The organism is Kribbella sindirgiensis (assembly GCF_004331435.1).
Lineage (GTDB): Bacteria > Actinomycetota > Actinomycetes > Propionibacteriales > Kribbellaceae > Kribbella > Kribbella sindirgiensis.
On the sequence record NZ_SJKA01000006.1, the window covers coordinates 280,114 to 298,310 of the forward strand.

The 18,197-nt window shown below is 68.6% G+C and carries 13 protein-coding genes and 2 tRNA genes; 8 read left to right on the plus strand and 7 right to left on the minus strand.

Annotation, left to right across the window (positions count from 1 at the left end):
- Positions 1–96: 96 nt before the first annotated feature.
- A complete protein-coding gene (locus E0H50_RS19190) occupies positions 97–819 on the plus strand; it encodes a CDP-alcohol phosphatidyltransferase family protein (protein WP_131290244.1) in 723 nt (240 codons plus the stop codon).
- Positions 819–1,655, plus strand: coding sequence for a hypothetical protein (locus E0H50_RS19195; RefSeq protein ID WP_202868215.1), 837 nt, complete (start codon positions 819–821; stop codon positions 1,653–1,655). Before E0H50_RS19190 ends, E0H50_RS19195 begins: the two co-directional genes overlap by 1 nt.
- On the opposite strand, the gene E0H50_RS19200 is transcribed toward E0H50_RS19195, so the two are convergent.
- From E0H50_RS19200 to E0H50_RS19215, 4 genes are all read right to left on the minus strand, one after another.
- The gene (locus tag E0H50_RS19200; RefSeq protein ID WP_131290247.1) at positions 1,652–2,803 is read right to left on the minus strand and encodes an AAA family ATPase; all 1,152 of its coding nucleotides are present in this window, start codon (positions 2,801–2,803) and stop codon (positions 1,652–1,654) included. The genes E0H50_RS19195 and E0H50_RS19200 overlap by 4 nt on opposite strands.
- Positions 2,804–2,879: 76 nt before the next feature.
- A complete protein-coding gene (locus E0H50_RS19205) occupies positions 2,880–4,757 on the minus strand; it encodes an ABC transporter ATP-binding protein (protein ID WP_131290250.1) in 1,878 nt (625 codons plus the stop codon).
- Positions 4,754–6,418 carry an ABC transporter ATP-binding protein gene (locus E0H50_RS19210; RefSeq protein WP_238151071.1) on the minus strand — a complete coding sequence of 555 codons (1,665 nt, stop codon included), beginning with the start codon at positions 6,416–6,418 and terminating at the stop codon, positions 4,754–4,756. Before E0H50_RS19210 ends, E0H50_RS19205 begins: the two co-directional genes overlap by 4 nt.
- A gap of 316 nt (positions 6,419–6,734) precedes the next feature.
- Positions 6,735–7,952, minus strand: a complete 1,218-nt coding sequence (locus E0H50_RS19215; RefSeq protein ID WP_131290255.1) for an MFS transporter — start codon at positions 7,950–7,952, stop codon at positions 6,735–6,737.
- A 223-nt stretch (positions 7,953–8,175) separates the two neighbouring features.
- Between E0H50_RS19215 and E0H50_RS19220 the strand changes: the two genes are divergently transcribed.
- A complete protein-coding gene (locus E0H50_RS19220; protein WP_131290258.1) occupies positions 8,176–8,769 on the plus strand; it encodes a hypothetical protein in 594 nt (197 codons plus the stop codon).
- Positions 8,770–9,052: 283 nt separating this feature from the next.
- On the opposite strand, the gene E0H50_RS19225 is transcribed toward E0H50_RS19220, so the two are convergent.
- Positions 9,053–10,837, minus strand: coding sequence for a vWA domain-containing protein (locus E0H50_RS19225; protein ID WP_238151072.1), 1,785 nt, complete (start codon positions 10,835–10,837; stop codon positions 9,053–9,055).
- Positions 10,830–11,891, minus strand: coding sequence for an ATP-binding protein (locus E0H50_RS19230; protein ID WP_131290260.1), 1,062 nt, complete (start codon positions 11,889–11,891; stop codon positions 10,830–10,832). Before E0H50_RS19230 ends, E0H50_RS19225 begins: the two co-directional genes overlap by 8 nt.
- Before the next feature lie 139 nt (positions 11,892–12,030).
- On the opposite strand from E0H50_RS19230, the gene E0H50_RS19235 reads away from it, so the two are divergent.
- The 4 genes from E0H50_RS19235 (at position 12,031) to E0H50_RS19250 (ending at position 17,513) form a co-directional block, all read left to right on the plus strand.
- Positions 12,031–13,896, plus strand: coding sequence for a phage tail protein (locus tag E0H50_RS19235; protein ID WP_131290263.1), 1,866 nt, complete (start codon positions 12,031–12,033; stop codon positions 13,894–13,896).
- Between the two features lie 234 nt (positions 13,897–14,130).
- Positions 14,131–15,306, plus strand: coding sequence for a globin domain-containing protein (locus E0H50_RS19240; protein ID WP_131290266.1), 1,176 nt, complete (start codon positions 14,131–14,133; stop codon positions 15,304–15,306).
- Positions 15,303–15,968 (plus strand): DivIVA domain-containing protein, encoded by a 666-nt coding sequence (locus E0H50_RS19245; RefSeq protein ID WP_131290269.1) that lies wholly within the window; start codon positions 15,303–15,305, stop codon positions 15,966–15,968. The genes E0H50_RS19240 and E0H50_RS19245 overlap by 4 nt, the downstream gene beginning before the upstream one ends.
- Before the next feature lie 123 nt (positions 15,969–16,091).
- Complete coding sequence (locus tag E0H50_RS19250) at positions 16,092–17,513, plus strand: nitric oxide synthase oxygenase (protein ID WP_238151073.1); 1,422 nt, start codon at positions 16,092–16,094, stop codon at positions 17,511–17,513.
- Positions 17,514–17,939: 426 nt separating this feature from the next.
- On the opposite strand, the gene E0H50_RS19255 is transcribed toward E0H50_RS19250, so the two are convergent.
- Positions 17,940–18,010: transfer RNA gene (locus E0H50_RS19255), tRNA-Gly, on the minus strand.
- Positions 18,011–18,118: 108 nt separating this feature from the next.
- Here E0H50_RS19255 and E0H50_RS19260 point away from each other — a divergent pair.
- A tRNA-Pro gene (locus E0H50_RS19260) sits at positions 18,119–18,191 on the plus strand.
- Positions 18,192–18,197: the final 6 nt, after the last annotated feature.

Below are 18,197 nucleotides of genomic sequence, written 5' to 3' on the forward strand. Positions count from 1 at the left end.
CTTGTGAGACGCTGGCGACGGCTGGGTCTACCTCGACCCGGCCCGACGCGCTGCGTCGCCTGAGTTCTGGGAGTTGTCCTGACCACACACGACGCGGTGCGGGAACCGTTCGTCGGGTCGACGCGGCTGCGTCTGGCCGGACTTGCACTGCATGCCTATACCGCGAGCGGAACGGTGCTCGCGCTGCTGATCGTGATCGCCGCCATCGACGGCGACGCCGTCCGGGCGCTCTGGCTCGGGCTGGCGGCCCTGGTGATCGACGGCACCGACGGGATGCTCGCACGCCGGCTGCGGGTGAAGGAGACCATCCCGTGGTTCGACGGCGCGATGCTGGACAACATCGTCGACTACCTGACGTACGCGTTCGCGCCGATCGTGCTGCTGTGGACCGGCGGTTATCTCCCGTCCGGGACCTGGGGCGCGGTCCTCGGCGCACTGCCGCTGCTTGCTTCCAGCTACCAGTTCTGCCGGGTCGACGCGAAGACCGAGGACCACTTCTTCCTCGGCTTCCCGAGCTACTGGAACGTGGTCGCGTTCTACGTCGTGATCCTCGGCCTCAGCCCGGTCACCACCGGCGTCCTCCTGGTCGCGTTCTCGGTGCTCGTCTTCATTCCGGTGAAGTACGTCTACCCGTCGCGGACCAAGGCGTTCCGTTCCCTGAACCTGCTGACGACCGCGATCTGGCTGGCGTCGTACGCCGTACTCCTCGCGCAGATGCCGAACCCGAACGCGATCGTGGTCGCGATCTCGCTGGCCTACCTGGTGTACTACGGCGGCCTCAGCCTCTACCTCACCTGGCGTCGTAAGGCCGTTTCGTAGTGGTTCTCGGTCTCGGCGCGGCGCTCGGCGCCGCGGTGCTGTTCGGTGTCGGGGCGATCCTGCAGGCGGTCGGTTCGCGGAAGGTGCCGACCGAGTCGGAGCTGGATCCGCGGCGGCTCGGCGGGTTCGTGGTCGCGCTGCTCAAGCAGCCCGCGTTCCTCGGGGCGCTGGCGCTGAACCTGGCGGGCTTCGGACTGCATTTCGTCGCCCTCCGGCTGCTGCCGTTGTACCTGGCGCAGGCGGGGATCGCGGTCAGTCTGGTCGTGACGGCCCTGCTCGCCACCCGGTTGATGTCGGACAAGCTGAGTGCGCTCGAGTGGTCCGCGGTGATCGGCGTCTGCGTCGGGCTCGGTCTGCTCGCGGTCGCGGCGGGCGATGCGGGCGAGAACGCACAGCATCAGGGGCTCACGATCGGCATCATCGTGGGGCTGGTCGCCATCGCCGTACTGGGCGCCGTCGCCAGTCGTTCGCAGCACGGCGTCTCCACCGCCCTGCTCGGCTTGCTCGCCGGTCTCGGGTACGCCGGGGTTGCGATCTCGGCCCGGCTGCTGCAGGACGGGTCGATGAGCGAACTCATCCGGAGCCCCACGCTGTACACGCTGCCGATCAGCGGGGCGCTGGCGTTCATCCTCTACTCATTGGCGCTGCAGCGCGGCTCGGTGACGCTGGCCACCACACCGATGATCGCGTTGCAGACCATCACGCCGGCCGCCGCGGGCGTCTTCGTCCTCGACGACGCCGTACGCGCCGGCTGGTGGCCGGCCGCCATCGCCGGCTTCCTGCTGTCCGCGGCAGGCTCGGTCATCCTCGTCCGCTTCGAGTCGGTCAAGCCCTAGCGGGACGGCCACTTCCACGGCGGTTCGTCCAGTGGGCCTTGGCCGGTGATGGTGGTCGCGCCCTGCTCCTTGACGAGTTCGATCGTCTGGAGGTCGGGGGAGAGGGCCTCCATCGAGGCGATGAACGGGCGGGAGTGGGTGACGACGATGACCTGGGTCTCCTTCGCAGCGGTGACCACCAGGTTGGCCAGCGCCGGTAGGAGATCTGGGTGCAGGCTGGTCTCGGGTTCGTTGAGGACGAGGAGTTCGGGTGGTCTCGGGGTGAGCAGCGCGGCGACCCACAGCAGGTACCTCAGGGTGCCGTCGGACAGCTCGGCGCCGGAGAGCGGGCGCAGCAACCCGTGCTGGTGAAAGGCGATCTCGAAACGCCCGGCGGTGTTGGTGATCTGGACGCGACTGCCGGGGAACGCGAGCTCGATCGCCTCGTCCAGCGCCCCGCGAGGACCTAGCTCCCGAACCGTCTGCAGGGCCGCGGCCAGATCCGCGCCGTCCCCGGAGAGTACGGCGGTCCTCGTGCCGACCTGGATACTTCGGGCGGGCGCTGTCGCGTCGGTCCGGAAGTGGTCGTAGAACCGCCATCCGCGCAGGCGTTCCCGCACCAGCAACAGCTCGGGTGCGCGCTCCGGGTCGGCGAACTCGCTCAACATGCTGTCGAACGACTGGAGCGGATGCCCGCCGCGCTGCCACTCGCCCTTCGCCGTACGGATCCGGACCTCGTGGTTGATGCGCTCGACCAGCAAGGCCGCCGGCCGGAGGAACGGCCCGGCCCACAGGGCTTCCCGCTTGATCTCCGGATCGAGATCGAACGCGGAACCGTTCGGGATCGGCAGCCCGAGATCCATCAGGTAGCCGTAGTCGTCACCCGCGAACCCCATCCGCAACGTGACCGGCCCGGTCCGCCGCGTGCCTTGCGTAGGCCGGTCCTTCCGCACATGCTCCGGCCCCGCCCACAACGTCGACTGCAGCCCACCCTCCCGCGCCAGCGCGGCGACAGCACCGTTTCGCGACGCGTCGGCAAGCAACCGGAGCGCCCGGTACAGGCTCGACTTGCCCGTCCCGTTCGCCCCGGTCACCACGTTCAACCTGCCCAGCGGCATGACAACCCGCCGCAACGACCGGTAGTTCTCCACCGCCAGCGCCGTCAACATACGCCCAAGCTACAGACGCCCGCGGACAGACAGCGGGCGCGTGGAAGAACCCACGCGCCCGCTGGTTGTCAGGTTGTCAGGCCAGGGATTCTTCCCAGGCCTGGTGGAGGCCGGCGTAGTGGCCGTCGTCCACGGTGATGAGTTGGTCGGGGGCGCCGTCCTCGATGATGCGGCCGTGTTCCAGGACCAGCACGCGGTCGGCGGTCTCGACGGTGGACAAGCGGTGGGCGATCACGATCGCCGTACGGTCGGCCAGGATCGTCTTCAGTGCCCGCTGGATGAGGCGTTCACTGGGGATGTCCAGGCTGGACGTCGCCTCGTCCAGGATCAGTACGGCGGGGTTCGCCAGGAACGCCCGCGCGAACGCGACCAACTGGCGCTGACCCGCCGAGAGCCGCGAACCGCGCTTCTCGACCGGTGTGTCGTACCCGTTGGGCAGTGCCGTGATGAAGTCGTGCGCGCCGATCACCTTCGCGGCCTCGACGACCTCCTCCATCGTCGCGCCCGGTTTGCCGAACCGGATGTTGTCGGCGACCGAGCCGGTGAACAGGAAGTTCTCCTGCGTCACCATCACGACCCGCTCGCGCAGGTCGTCCTCGGTCAGGTCCCGCAGGTCGACGCCGTCGAGCAGCAGGTGCCCGCTCGTCGGGTCGTAGAACCGCGCCACCAGCTTGGCGATCGTGGTCTTCCCGGCGCCTGTCGTCCCGACCAGGGCCAGGGTCTGGCCGGCCGGCACGTCCAGCTGCAGACCGGGCAGCACCGGTACGCCGTCGACGTACTCGAAGCGCACGTTCCGCAGCTCCAGATGCCCGTGGGCCGGACCTGGCTTGGCCGGCTTGATCGGCTCCGGCACGTCCGGGGTCTCGTTCAGCACACCGGAGAGCTTCTCCAGCGCCGCCGACGCGGACAGGAACGTGTTGTAGAACTGCGTGATGTCCTGCAGCGGCTCGAAGAACTGCCGCAGGTACAGCAGGAACGCCGTCAGGACGCCGACCGTCACGTGCCCGTGGTACGCCTGGTAACCGCCGTACGCCAGGATCGCGACGATGGTGATGTTGCCGACGCCCTTGATCGCCGGCATGAAGACCGCGTTCAGCCGGAACGCCTCGAGGTTGGCCTTCCGGTAGCGGTCGTTGACGCCGTGGAAGATCTCCTCGTTGCGCGGCTCCCGCCGGAACGCCTGCACCGCGCGGATCCCGGTCATCGACTCGACGAAGTGCACGATGACCAGCACGACGGCCTCGCGCGTCTGCCGGTAGACCGCCGCGGACCGCTTCCGGAACCACGCCGTCAGGATCAGCAGCGCCGGGAACGACAGCAGGGCGAGCAGACCGAGCTTGAGGTCGAGTGTGAGCAGGATGATCGACGTACCGACCAGTGTCAGCACCGCCGTGACGAGGCTGTCGAACCCGCTCGCCAGCATCTCGTCGATGACGCCCACGTCGGACGTCAGTCGCGAGATCACCCGGCCGGACGTGAACTTGTCGTGGAACGCCGGGCTGAGCCGCTGGAAGTGGTCGAACACCCGCTTCCGCAGACCGAGCAGGATGGTCTGACCGAGCCGGCCCGAACGCATCAGGAACAGCTGCCGCGCCCAGGCCTGGAGCAACGCCGCCGCCAGGACGGTGATGACGATCGTGATCAGCTCCTGGGAGCCCTCACCCGCCAGGATCGGCGGGATGCCGTTGTCGATGCCCAGGTGGACCAGGTACGGCACGGCGAGCCGGGCGCCGTTCTCGACGATCACGATCGCGACCAGCAGCCAGATCAGCTTCTTGTACGGCCGGAGCAGCTCACCGAGCAGCTTCCGGGAGTCCTCCTTCAGCCGGATGCTGGTCGCGCGGGAGATCTCCCGGTCGGGGTCCTCCTCGAACAGACCCCGCCACTTCTGTTCCTCCGGCTGCTGCTCGTCCTTGGCTTCAGTATCAGGAGGTGTTTGCTGGGTCGTCGTCATGCGTGCACCTCCTCTTCCTCCGCTGCGAGCAGGTGCCGGTACGCCGGGACCGTGGCAAGCAGCTCCTGGTGGGTTCCTACGTGGGTGACCGTGCCGTTCTGCAGCAGAGCGACCTGGTCGGCCAGCATCACCGTCGACGCGCGGTGCGCGACCACGATGCCGGTGGTCTCGGAGAGCACGTTCTGCAGTGCTTCCTCGACCAGCGCCTCGGTGTGTACGTCGAGAGCGGACAGGGTGTCGTCCAGCACCAGTACGGCGGGCTTGGCGAGCACTGCGCGAGCCAGTGCGAGCCGCTGCCGCTGACCACCCGACAGCGACATGCCCTGCTCGCCGACGCGCGTCTCGAGGCCCCACGGGAGGTCGTTCGCGAACTGCGCCTGAGCGACGTCCAGCGCCTGCTGGACCTCTGCCTCGGTGGCGTCCGGACGGCCGAGGGTCAGGTTCTCCCGGACGCTCATGGAGAACAGGGTGGGGTCGTCGAACGCGGACGCGACAGCCGTCCGCAACGACACCAGGGACAGGTCCCGGATGTCGTGCCCGTCGATGGTGATCCGTCCGGCGGTCACGTCGTACAGCCGGGGGACCAGTGCGGTCAGAGTGGTCTTGCCGGACCCGGTGGCGCCGACCAGTGCGAGTGTCGTGCCAGGGGTGAGGTCCAGGTTGATGTCGTGCAGCACCTCGGTGGAGTCGTCCGAGAACCGGAACCCGACGTGCTCGAAGCGCAGGTGACCCCGCGCGTGCGTGAGCTTCTCCGTGCCGTCCTTGATCACCGAGTAGGTGTCGAGGATCTCGCTGATCCGGTCCGCCGCGGTCATCGACTCCTGCGCCATCGCCAGGATCGCGCCGAGCGAGGTGACCGGCCAGACCAGGGACAGCATCAGCGTGATGAACGCGACCAGGGTGCCGAGCGTGATGGCCTCCCGGCCGACGGCGAGTGCGCCGAGCAGCAGGACGATCACCAGGGTCAGGTTCGGGATCACGCCGAGGAAGCTCCAGAACCGGGACGCGAGCCGGACCTTCTCGACCTCGGTGTCGTACAGCGTGGTGGCCTCGTCGTCGAACTGACCCTGGACGTGCGGCCGCCGGCCGAACGCCTTGATCACCCGGAAGCCGAGCGCCGACTCCTCGATCCGGGTGGCCAGGTCACCCTGCTGGTCCTGGACCTTGCGGGAGATCCGCAGGTACTTCTTCTCGAACTTCAGCGACACCATGACGATCGGCACGGCGGCCACCAGGACCACGAGGCCGAGCGGCCAGTACAGCTGGAGCAGCAGGACCGTGACAACGGCCAGCTGGAGGATGTTCATCACCAGGAACAGCAGACCGAAGCCCATGAACCGGCGGATCGTGGACAGGTCGGTGGTGACGCGGGAGAGCAGCTGACCGCTCTGCCAGCGGGTGTGGAACTCCATCGGCAGTGACTGCAGACGGACGTACAGGTCGTGCCGGAGTGTGGCCTCGAGGTCGCTGACGGTCCGGGACTGCGCCCAGCGGCGCATCCAGACCAGGATGACCTCGGAGATGCTGAGCCCGAGGGCCAGGAGGGCCAGGGGGACCAGCATGCTCAGCTCGCGACGGGTGACCGGACCGTCGATGATGGCTCGGGTGACCAGCGGTACGGCGAGGCTGACGCCGACGCCCAGCATGGCGGTGGAGAACATCACCGCGAGGCGCCAGCGGTGTGGCTTCAGGTAAGGACGGAGCCGCCACAGGTTGCGGCTGCGTTCTGGGGCACGGGTGGTAGGGGCTGCGATCGACGGCGCTTGGACAGTGTGCTCTGAGGGCATCTGGACGGGCGCACTTCCCATCTACTTCGAATCAAAGGGGTTTTGCGACCTGAAAACGGCGCACTTTCCAGTATCGCTCAGTAGGTAAGCGCTTGTCGCGCCAATTCCATTCCCGGTGAATGAATCGCAATAGCCCATCCGATCCCCACGCGGGAACATGTCCGGCACCTATCACGATCCGCAATCAGTGCTAGGCCATCGATCGCCCGGCCGGTGCCTCTTCGGGCAGATCCCGCAGCTCGCGGAGCGGCGAGCAGGCGGCGACCAGGAGGCCGGCGAGCATGCCGGCGGTCGCGATCAGCAGGGTGGGACGGATGTGCAGAGCGGTGGCGACCACGCCGGAAACCGCCGCACCGACCGTTTGGCCTCCGATGACGAGGGTGCGCCAGGAGGCGGTGACCTGGCCCATGAGGTGCGGCGGTGCGAGCGCCTGGCGCAGAGTGCGTTGCGGGACGGCGAACAGCGACATACCGAGTCCGGCGAGTGCCTGTCCGAGAAGGATCACCGGCGTCACCCCGGTGAACAGAGCGACGCCGTTGAGTGACGCCAGGAACACGCCGGACAGGTACGAGTGGCCGAGACCGACCCTGCGGCACCAGGCAGGGGCTACGAAGGTCCCGGCCACCGCGGCAGCTCCGAACATCGTCATGGACAGCCCGACGAACGCCGGTGACCTGTCCAGCTCACGGATCAGGAAGAGCACCACCAGCGGCCCCTGCATGGCTCCGGCCATGGCAGCGATACCGGCCGAGACGACAAGCGGTCTGAGCATCCGGTGGCCGAAGAGCATCCGCAGACCCGCCGACAGACGTACTTCGGACCGCTCGGGTGCAGGTGCGCGGCTGGGCTCGCGCAGGAGGTACGCCGCGATGGTGGACACGACGTACGACGCGGCGTCGACGAGGATCGCGAACGGTGCCGTGAGCACCTGTACGAGCACCCCGGCCGCCGACGGTCCGAGGGTGGAGGCGAGGTTGAGATTGAGCAGCGCCGCGCTGTTCGCCCGCATCAGGTCCTCACGGGGCACCAGCGACGGGATCATCGTCTGCGACGCGGTGTCGGACAGCAGAGTCAGCACTCCGGTCAGTACGGCGACGGCGTACAGCTGCTCGATGCGCAGCCAGCCCAGCGCTGCCACCGCGGGCACCGAGCCGAGCAGGAGGAGCCGTCCGACGTCGGTCCAGATGAGGACGCGCCGCAGCGGCCACCTGTCGACCCAGACGCCGGCCAGCAGTCCGAACACGAGATGCGGAGCGATCGTCAACGCTGCCAGCGCGCCCATCTCCACAGCCGACGCCTGCAGAGTCACCACAGCCACCAGCGGCAGCGCGACAGCTGTGACCGCACTGCCCGACGCGGACACCAGCTGTCCGATCCACAGCTTCCGGAACTCGCCCTCACGACCCATGCCATGTCTGTGAACCTGTCACTCAGCAGAGCCAGTCGACTACGCCTGTTCGCCCGGAGCAGACGAGTTCACTCCAGGCGAAACACCGGACCTCTTGCGGTGGTCAGCTCAGGACCTCTGGCCGGATCGGGAGGACCTTTGGACCAGAGCCGCGTCGACCACGGAGGGTTACGTTGGGCGGAGATCCCCGGGGGGCTCGGGGGACAACGGGGGGAGACCGATCATGTCGCAGCACATTCCGCAGCAACCTTTCTATCCGCAGCAACAGCTACCGCCGCAGGGGCCGGCGGGTCCCGGCCCGCAGCCGCCGCAGCCGCCGCAGCCCAAGAAGCGCCGTCGTTGGATCCCGTGGGCCGTGGCCTCCGGAACGTTCGTACTGGGTCTGGTCATCGGCGCCGCGCCGAGCGGCGGCACTGCATCGACGTCAGCCGGCACACCGCAGGCGACGGCCACCGAGACCGTCCAGGCGCCAGGCCCGACAGTGACGGTCACGGCACCGCCGGTGCAGGTGACAGCGCCGCCGGTGACGGTGACGAAGCCCGCTCCGCCGGCCAAGACCGTGACGGCTGCGCCACCCGAAGCCGCAGTCACGTTCGAGGGTGACGGCACCTACGAGGTCGGCGTCGACATCAAGCCTGGCAAGTACAAGACGGCCGGCGGTGACGGCTGCTACTGGGCGCGGTTGAAGAGCCTGGACGGCGGCTTCGACGCCATCATCGCCAACAATCTGAGCGACGGCCCGCAGACGGTGACGATCAAGAAGACCGACAAGGGTTTCGAAACCAGCAACTGCGCAGCCTGGCGAAAGGTCGCCTAACCGCAGGTCACCTAACCGGCTCTGTGACCCCCAAACCGGTTTGGGGAGTCGCGGCTGCCCGGATCGGGAGGTGGGGCTCCCCGGTCGGTGTGGAGGGGTTCCCCGAACTGGTTTGGGGAGTTGCGGGTGCCTGGGGTGGGAGGTGGGGCTCCCCGGTTGGTGTGGAGGGTTCCCCGAACTGGTTTGGGGAGTTGCGGGTACCCGGATCGGGAGGTAGGACTCCCCGGTCCGTGCGCAGGGGTTCCCCAAACCGGTTTGGGGAGCGACTGCGCGGTGGGTGTGTTCAGTCCACGCGAAACACGGGGCCTTTTGCGGTGAAGGGGAGGGATGCGCCGCGGGGGATCAGCCATGCGTGCTCCCGCCGTACCCGGACGACGTCGCACTGGCCGTCGGTGATGAGCAAGATCGGACCGTGGACCGGGAAGTCGTCCGCACGCTCCAGCAGATCCACACCGGGCTGCAGGACGGTCCCGCCGCGCCCATGCACCTTCACGCGGCCGGCGATGTCGTCCACCGGCACGTAGCCGGCGTCGTACGCCGCGGCGTCGCAGTACACCACTCGCGCAGCCGGTACGTCGCGAGCACGTGAGTACGAGGCGATCGCTCCGAGCGCCTTGCCGAGCAGTTCGCGGTCCATCGAGCCCGAGGTGTCCAGGACGACGCCGTACGTCGGGAGTCGTTCCAGCTCGACCGGGCGGATCCAGCCGGGGCGGGGGATGTCCGGCGTACCGGATTGGCGTCGGGAGGCCCGTGCGTACGTGCGGGTTTTCTCGACCGCGGGGACGTGCTCCTCGAACCAGCGTGCCAGCTGCGCGTCCCAGGCGAGCGGCGGGTGGTCCAGGGCGCGGATCTCCTCGACCAGCCCGGCTGGCAGTGTGCCGCGCGCTGGGTCGTGGTACGCCAGGCCGGTGCTCAGGGCGCGTCGGTAGATGTCGTCCAGACCCGCGCCCCGAGCGGCTTCACCAGAGTGCGGGAGTGGGTGGCCGAGTACGTCGCCCAGGCCGACGCCGCGCAGCGTCGCCAGCTTGCGGTAGCGGCGCAGGTCCGTGGTGATGCGGTCGTAGACCTCTTCCGCGGACATGCCCTTCAGCGCCGGGTCGTAGAGCCCACCGTCGGGCAGGGTGCCGACACCCATCTCCAGGAGCCAGCCGTTGATCACCAGATCGGCGGCGACGTTCCACAGGTACGGGTCGCGGCCGCCGACGCGCTCCCCGTGCCGTAGAGCGGCGTGCAGCATCTCGTGTGCCATGACGAATCGCCACTCGCTCAGCGTGAGGCTGGCCAGCGGGTTCACGTAGATCTCGCCGGCGGACGCGTTGACCGCCGCGACCCGGATGTCCCAGCTGCGGGCGAGCTCGGCCTCGGCGACGACCGTCATGCTCGCAGCGATCGCACCGAGGAGCGGGTACGACGAGACGAACCAGCCGAGCGCTAGGTCCCACTTGTCGCGGCCGCCACTGCGTGCGGTCAGCGACGAGCGCGCGCCACCTGCAACCTCGACAGCCGCAGCAGCCGCGGCTGACAGACCTGCGGCGAACAGCTCACCCCAGTTCGGCGGCTTGCCCCAGCCGTTCCAGCGGGCAGTCCGCACATCAGGCGCGTGACCTGCCACTCCCAGACGCTCGTACTCCGCCGGTACGTCGGTACGCCGCCACTGTCGGGCCAGCGCGTCCTCGTCCATCGCAGGGAAGTCGGGAGGCAGCTCAACAACCGGTGTACCGAGTTTGAGCGACTGGAGGTAACGGTTGACCGCCACATCGTTCGCGGCGCCGGCGGCCTGGTCAGGTTCTGGCAGGTCACGTTCGGCGTGGCCGAGGCCCAGGTGGATCAGCAGGTGCGCGAAGACCCACGACCACTCCTCTGAGGTGGCGCGCCGCGTCCGGTGCGTGCGGATCTGCCCGTTCGAGTCGATCGTCGCCCAGCCGTCTGGTGGGCAGCTGTCGTCACGCTGCGGGCTGTGCGCCCAGTCCGCCATCGGCGCGAACAGCGGGTGCCGCGCGATGACGCCCCAGCCGGTCTGGATCGCCTCCCATGCCGGGTCCCGCTGTGCCTTCTTCCGCTTAGGCACGTGCCGCCACCAGCCGCGGCAGGTCGCGGCTGACTTCGACCAGGAACCACGTCGGCAGCACCGGGCGGCCGTCGTCGTCAGCCGCGATCACCACCTGCGCCACCTCGAGCGAGATCTCCGCCAGCTCGACCAGCAGCGCCTTGCCGCGGTGCGCGAGCTGCCGCGCAGCAGGGCTCGCCGACGCCTTGTCCGCGGCCAGTTCCTTGATCAGCCGGGCACGGAACGTCTCGGCCAGGAAGTACAGCAGGTCCCGGTCCTCCGGGGCGGACGGCCAGCCGGTCTCACCCTTCAGTACCGCGTCCAGCCCGAACGCGTGCCGCACCGTCTTCACGTACGCGCGGAACGCCGACGCGTGCGGCGCGGTCAAGGTGCCGAAGGCAAGGACCCGGAGCGGCTCGTCGGCCACGTCGTCGCCGTACGAGTGCAGGGCGTCCGACAGCATGTGCCAGCTGCGCGGCGTCGAGAACGGCTCCTCGGTCTTCGGCGGCGCGGTCCACAGGTGGTCGGGGCGGTTGCGCAGGTAGTCGAGGACCCACGGGTGGATGCCCGCCGTACCGGCCCACCGCAGCCAGTCGGTCGCGGACGCTCGCAGGTGGATGTGCACGAGCCGGTTCACCAGGGCGCTTGCCATCGGACGGGCCAGAGCGTTGTCGGTGGCCCGGTTGCCGGCGCCGATCACCACGGATCCCTCGGGCAGCTCGTACTCGCCGATGCGGCGGTCGAGGATGAGCGAGTAGAACGCCTTCTGCACCTCGGCCGAGGAGGCGTTCAGTTCGTCGAGGAACAGGCAGTACGGCTCGTCGCGGGCGATCGCCACGGGTGGTGCGAACCGGCTGCGGCCGTCGACGATCTGCGGTACGCCGATGAGGTCCTCCGGCGCGAGCTGTGTGCCCAGGAGCGTGACGCACTCCAGACCGAGCGATTCCGCGAACGCCCGTACCAGGCTGCTCTTCCCGATCCCCGGTGCGCCCCAGAGGAAGACCGGGCGTACCACTGCCACGTGCAGCAGTACTTCGGGCAGTTCGGCTGCCGATACCGTGATTCCCGCTTGCATCCGTCCCTTTCGTCGCTGGTCAGCCTTTCAGGATCCTCTCGACGTCACGGTGTGTCACCTGGTTTTCAGGCGTGGCTTCCGTTACTGGTGGTTACTGACTAGGGTGCGGGGGTCATCGGAGTACTGGGGGGTCTCTCGCGTGCTGGGCTTACGGGTCAAGGCGGCCGTCGTGTGTGCCGTCGTACTACTGCCGTTGACGGCCTCACAGGTGATGGCGGCCGATCCACCGCAGCACCTGGGGGAGGGCGTGCTCGTTCCCGGGCGTACGGCGGTGGACGTCGGCATGTCGGGCGCCCGCGTGGTCGTTTCGAACCCTGTCTACGAGACGAGCAACAACGGGACCACCTGGACCGCCTCCGGTGGCTCGAACGACGGCAAGCCGCTGCAGGTCGAGGGTGCCGCGCTACTGACGTTCGACGGGAGTACGGCGAAGGTCGGTGGGCTCACGTTCCCGGCTGCGGACGAGGTGGTGCTCGGGAAGGGTGGCAAGCTCGTCTCGCATCGTGCACCCGCAGCCGCGACCGCTGAGGTGTACGACATCGCCAGCAAGGCCAAGCTGGCCGACGTCGCCCAGCCGTTCGCCCTGTCCGGCGACACGGTGTGGAAGGTGACCGAGCCCGGTCACCTGGACGGAAAGAACCTGACCACTGGTGTCGTGAAGACAGTGCTGGTCGCCAGCGCGTGCACGGTCGGCCCCGACGACGTCAACGGACGCTGGGCGGTGCTGAGCGGGTGCAACCAGGTTGTGGACGTCAACGGGCCGCAGCCGCCGCGGAACCTGACCGTCGCCGCGGACGCCCAACTGGGCAACGGCTTCACCGTGCAGACCTCCGGCTCCGATCTCCTGGTCACCGACCTCAACGACCCCGCACTCGGGCAGCGTCGCTACGGGCCGATCCGCACCACCACCTCCAGCTTCCGCGCGGACGGCTCCGGCTTGGCGAAGATCGTGTACGCCGACGCGACCAGCAAGCCCCGCGTGATCACCCTGTCCTGGCTGACCGCCGACCCACAGCAGCACCCGGACACAGTCGCGCCAGTACTGACGACTGCGTCCGCGGGCGATCGCATCCGCGACAACACCAGCCTGTCCTTCGAGTGGGCGTACGACGACCCGCAGGACCCGAACTCGCCTGCGACGGGTGTCGACAGCTACGACCTGCGAATCCAGCAGCGTCCCAACCGCACCTCGCCGTACGGCGCCTGGAACCAGGTGCCCGCGTGGCAGGGGCTCAAGACCACCGGGGCGAGTCTGACCGCACCGATCGGCACCGACACGTGCTGGCAGGTGCGTGCGCGCGACTACGCCGGCAACCTGAGCGCCTGGAGTACGTCGTACTGCAGCGAAGTGGACGGTACGGCGCCGTCGCTGGTCACGTGGCGCATCGGCGACCGCGTACAGCTGAGCGGGTCCGCGACAGTGCGGTGGGCCTACAAGGACGACACCGACATCGCGTCGTACGACGTGGTCTACAAGGTGGCCGCACCGGGTGTCGCGTTCGGCAAATGGATCTATCCGGCCGTCTGGCAGAACACGCGCATCACGGGGATCACCTGGTCGCCGCGGCTCGGCTGGGACGAGTGCTTCATGGTGCGCGCCCGGGACTACCTGGGGAACCTCTCTGCCTGGTCCGCACCGATCTGCTCCGTTGCGCCTCAGGACGACCGCGCCCTGACCTCTGCCGGTACCGTCACGCGTTCCACGAGCACGCTGGCCTTCCAAGGCACCACGACGATCCTCAAAGCCAACGGCGCCTACCTGACCAAGGCCACCGAGGCCGGGCTACGCATTGCCCTGGTAGCGATTCACGGCCCGGGCCAAGGCCGCGTCGACATCTACCACGCGAACATCAAGATCGGTACCGTCTCTCTGGCCGCTGCCACCACCGGCCGCGCTGTCACCTACCTCCCTGCAACCCCTTTCCGCACAGGGATTCTGAAGATCGTCTCCACCTCCACGGCCCCAGCCAGTGTCGACGGCATCGCCTTTCTCAGGGCGCCGTAGGAATTTCGGCACGTCTCAGTCCGGTTCGCGGTTTCAAGCCGTTCGGCGCGGGTAGGTTGCGGGCTGGAGACACCACGAAGGCCATTAAGACTCGGGGGCTGGACTGGGAGGGAACCCTTGTCGACGCAGTGTCCGTCGGCCGATTCGGCCGACGACCGGCAATACCTGGTGCCCGCTTGCGGGCCGTACGTTTCAGTCGAGGAGCTACCTTCTCGAGCCGGATAGCGAATCCCGATGGATGCCAATGCCCTCCAGCGCAGCTGGGACCGGGTGACAGAGCACGGAGAACAGGTACCGCTGTACTTCTACTCGCATTTGTTCGTGTCCTATCCCGAGGTGCGGTCCATGTTTCCGCTCTCCATGTCGAACCAGCGGGACAAGTTCGTCGGCGCGCTCGGCCGGATCGTCAGTCATGCCGATCAGATCGAGAACGATGCTGCCTTCCTGCAGCACCTCGGCCGCGATCATCGCAAGTACGCCGTCGTCGCTGACCACTACAACGCGGTCGGCGCCTCGTTGTGCGCGACCCTGAAGCACTTCCTCGGCCCGGAGTGGGACGAGGAACTCGCCGGGCACTGGACGGCCGCCTACCAGGTGATCGCGCGGATGATGGTCGAGGCGGCGGAGGCCTCCTCGGAGTCGACGCCCGACTGGTGGGACGCCGACGTGACCGCGGTCGAGCGGCGGACCATGGACCTCACGCTGCTGACGATCCGGCCGCGGCGCGAGTTCCAGTTCCTTCCGGGCCAGTCGATCTCCATGGAGATCCCGCAACGGCCCCGGTTGTGGCGGTACTTCAGTCCGGCCAACGCCCCGCGCCGGGACGGCTCGATCGACCTGCACGTGCAGCAGATCGACGGCGGCCAGGTGAGCCCGGCGGTGGTGCGGTCGCTGAAGGTCGGCGACGCAGTGAAGCTCGGCGCCCCGGTCGGCGAACGGCTGACCCGGCGCGCGAACGACGTACGGGACGTGCTGATGGTCGCCGGCGGAACCGGACTCGCGCCGCTGCTCGCGGTGCTCGAGCAGATCGACAACGAGTGGGCGCGGTCGCGCACTGCTCCACGGGTCCATCTGCTGCACGGGGTCCGGATGCCCTGGCACCTCTACGACCGTCCCCAACTGCGTGAGATGGCCCAGAAGCGGCCCTGGTTCGACTACACCGAAGTTGTGTCCGATGACGCGTCTTACCCCGGGACGCGCGGGAAGGTCGGCATGATCGCAGCCCGGCAGGACCTGTACGGGCGGACGGCGATGGTGTGCGGCGGCCCCCAGATGGTCGCGCACACGCTGGAGCGACTGGCCGGCGCCGGCATGGACCCCGAGCACATCAAGTACGAGCACTTCTACTACGCGCCCATGGACGAGCACATGGGTGACCCAGCGCTCACCAGGTCAGGAGACATCAAGTGACCAACGGAAAGCACCGCCACGGCTCTCCGCACTACCAGACCCCAGATGCGATCCGGGGTGAAACGTTCCGGCGCAGACTCCGGGGCCTCGATTCCGAGCAGGTGTACGGGTACATCGACCTGCTGGCAGACCAGGTGCACGCGACCGCCAGAGAGGTCAGCGAGTGCCGCGCCGAGAACGAACGGCTCCAGGGGGAGCTGCGGCGGGCCAAGGCGGAAGTGCAGCGGGTGCAGCGTGAGTTGGACGAGTACGAGCAGGTCGGTGAGCGTGTGAACGACCAGATCGTCCAGCTGTTCAGCCAGGCGCAACTGGTGGCCGAGGAGATGGTCGAGGACGTCAGCCGCGACACCCGCGAGCGCATCGGCCAGGCGCGCGCCCACGAGCGCCGGATCGTCGAAGAGGCCATGGACACGGCCGGGCAGCAGGTCCGTTCGTACGCCCAGAACGCGCAGTCGCGGATGCAGTCGATTGTCGACTCGTTCTCGACCGAGGTCGAGCGGCTCGGGAGCACGGGGCAGCCCGGTGAGCAGGCGCCCCGGCAGAAGGACGCCTGGTTCGACGACCTGAGCGACTGGCAGGTCCGCCTGCAGAACGGGCACGGGCACGGGAACGGGCACGGGGGAGCGAACGGCAGCGGTCCGAGGTCTCCAGGCGCGGAGTGACCCGTGCGAACTCTTCCGAACCCCGCCCGGACGGAGGAACACCGCGCGGAAGCTCCGACAAGCCGGCAGCCTGCACGAAGCCGTCGGCCCCTGGCTCTGCCACTGGCAGTCCTCGGACTGGCTGTGGCAGGTGCCGCCCTCGGCGCGCTCGAACTCGGCCGGAGGGCGCCGATCGGCGTTCCGGCCGAGCTGGCGATCGCGCTCAGCCTCACCTGCCTCCTGCTCGCAGTAGGAATCTGCGTCCGCCATGTTGTCTCGGTCAGCGCCGGAGAACAGCTGCTCCAGGTCGCCGGCGCGCGGTGGGGTACGGCCCGACAAGCCCGCCGTACGGCGTCCCGGCGCCCCGTGAGGGTCGCGCCGCCGCCTGGTCACCCGCCCGTGCCCGGGCATCCCCCGGTCAGCCGGTCCGAGCCGGAACTCGATCTCGAGACGGTTCGGGCTGCCGCGAAGGAGTTCCTCGAACTCTTCCACGGCGAGGACCCGCACGCCGGGCCGCTGGAGCCCCGGTTGACCGAGGTGTTACGCGAGATCGACACGACCGGGACCTACTGGCACACGCCCGAGGAGCTGGCCTTCGGCGCCCGCGTGGCCTGGCGTAACAACAAACGCTGTATCGGCCGCCTGTACTGGCACAGCCTGCAGGTGCGCGACCTGAGAACGGTCTCCGACGCCGGCGGCGTCGCGGCGCACTGCTTCGAGCATCTGCGGACGGCGCACAACGGCGGCAGGATCCGGCCGATGATCAGCGTCTTCGCCCCCGAGACACCGTCCCGGCCCGCTCCCCGGATCTGGAACGAGCAGTTGATCCGGTACGCCGGGTACGAGCAACCGGACGGTCGCGCGCTCGGGGATCCGCGGTACCGCGCTTTCACGACCAAGCTGATCCAGCGCGGGTGGCAGCCGCCTGAGCGGAGAAGCGCCTTCGACGTACTCCCGCTCGTCGTGGAGACCGTCGAGGAGGGGCCGCGGATGTTCCAGTTGCCCGGGCAGGCGGTCCACGAGGTTCCGCTCGAGCACCCCGAGCTGACGTGGTTCGCGGACCTGGAGCTGCGGTGGCACGCGGTCCCGGTGATCAGTAACAACCGGCTGGTGATCGGCGGCGTCTCGTACCCGGCCGCGCCGTTCAACGGCTGGTACATGGGCACCGAGATCGGTGCCCGCAACCTGGCCGACAGCGACCGCTACGACATGGTTCCGGAGGTCGCGGCGCGGATGGGGCTGGACACTTCGAACGAGGCGACCCTGTGGCGCGACCAGGCCCTGGTCGAGATCAACCGGGCAGTCCTGCACTCGTTCCACACGAACGGCGTCACGGTCACCGACCACCACACCGAGTCCCGCAGGTTCCTCATCCACCTGGAGAAGGAAGCACGAGCCGGCCGCGGCTGTCCCGCCGACTGGAGCTGGATCGTCCCGCCGATGTCCGGCTCCCAGACCCCCGTCTTCCACCGCTACTACGACTCCGACAACCAGGTCCCCAACTTCGTCAACGACCCCGAAGCCGCCTGCCGAGCCCTCAGAGGCGGCCCCCCAGCCTTCCCCTGAAACCCGCCCCGGCCCCGGAACCGACGCACCCAACCCAACCCGGGAGCCGAACCGACGCACCCAACCCAACCCGGGCCCGGAACCGACGCACCCAACCCAACCCGGGCCCGGAACCGACGCACCCAACCCAACCCGGGCCCGGAACCGACGCACCCAACCCAACCCGGGCCCGGAACCGACGCACCCAACCCAACCCGGGCCCGGAACCGACGCACCCAACCCAACCCGGGCCCGGAACCGACGCACCCAACCCAACCCGGGCCCGGAACCGACGCACCCAACCCAACCCGGGAGCCGAGCGAAGCGAAGGCAAACGGGGGTGCGGGTGGCGAAGCCCCCGCCCGCGCCCAGCGAAGCGCAGGCGCACAAAAGAAGAGGGCGAGAAATGCCTGCGCTTTCCGCAGGCATACCTCGCCCTCTCGACCGAGCGGGTGACGAGAATCGAACTCGCGTAATCAGTTTGGAAGACTGAGGCTCTACCATTGAGCTACACCCGCGGTGCTCGGACATGATTCCACATCGGGCCGGTTGGACTCAAAACGGGATTGCCGGGGCCCCGGTGGCGCGAGCACTGGTTCCGGTCGACTACACTCGACCGGTCACTGCGGGGCGTAGCGTAGTGGCTAGCGCGCCTGCTTTGGGAGCAGGAGACCGCAGGTTCGAGTCCTGTCGCCCCGACAAACC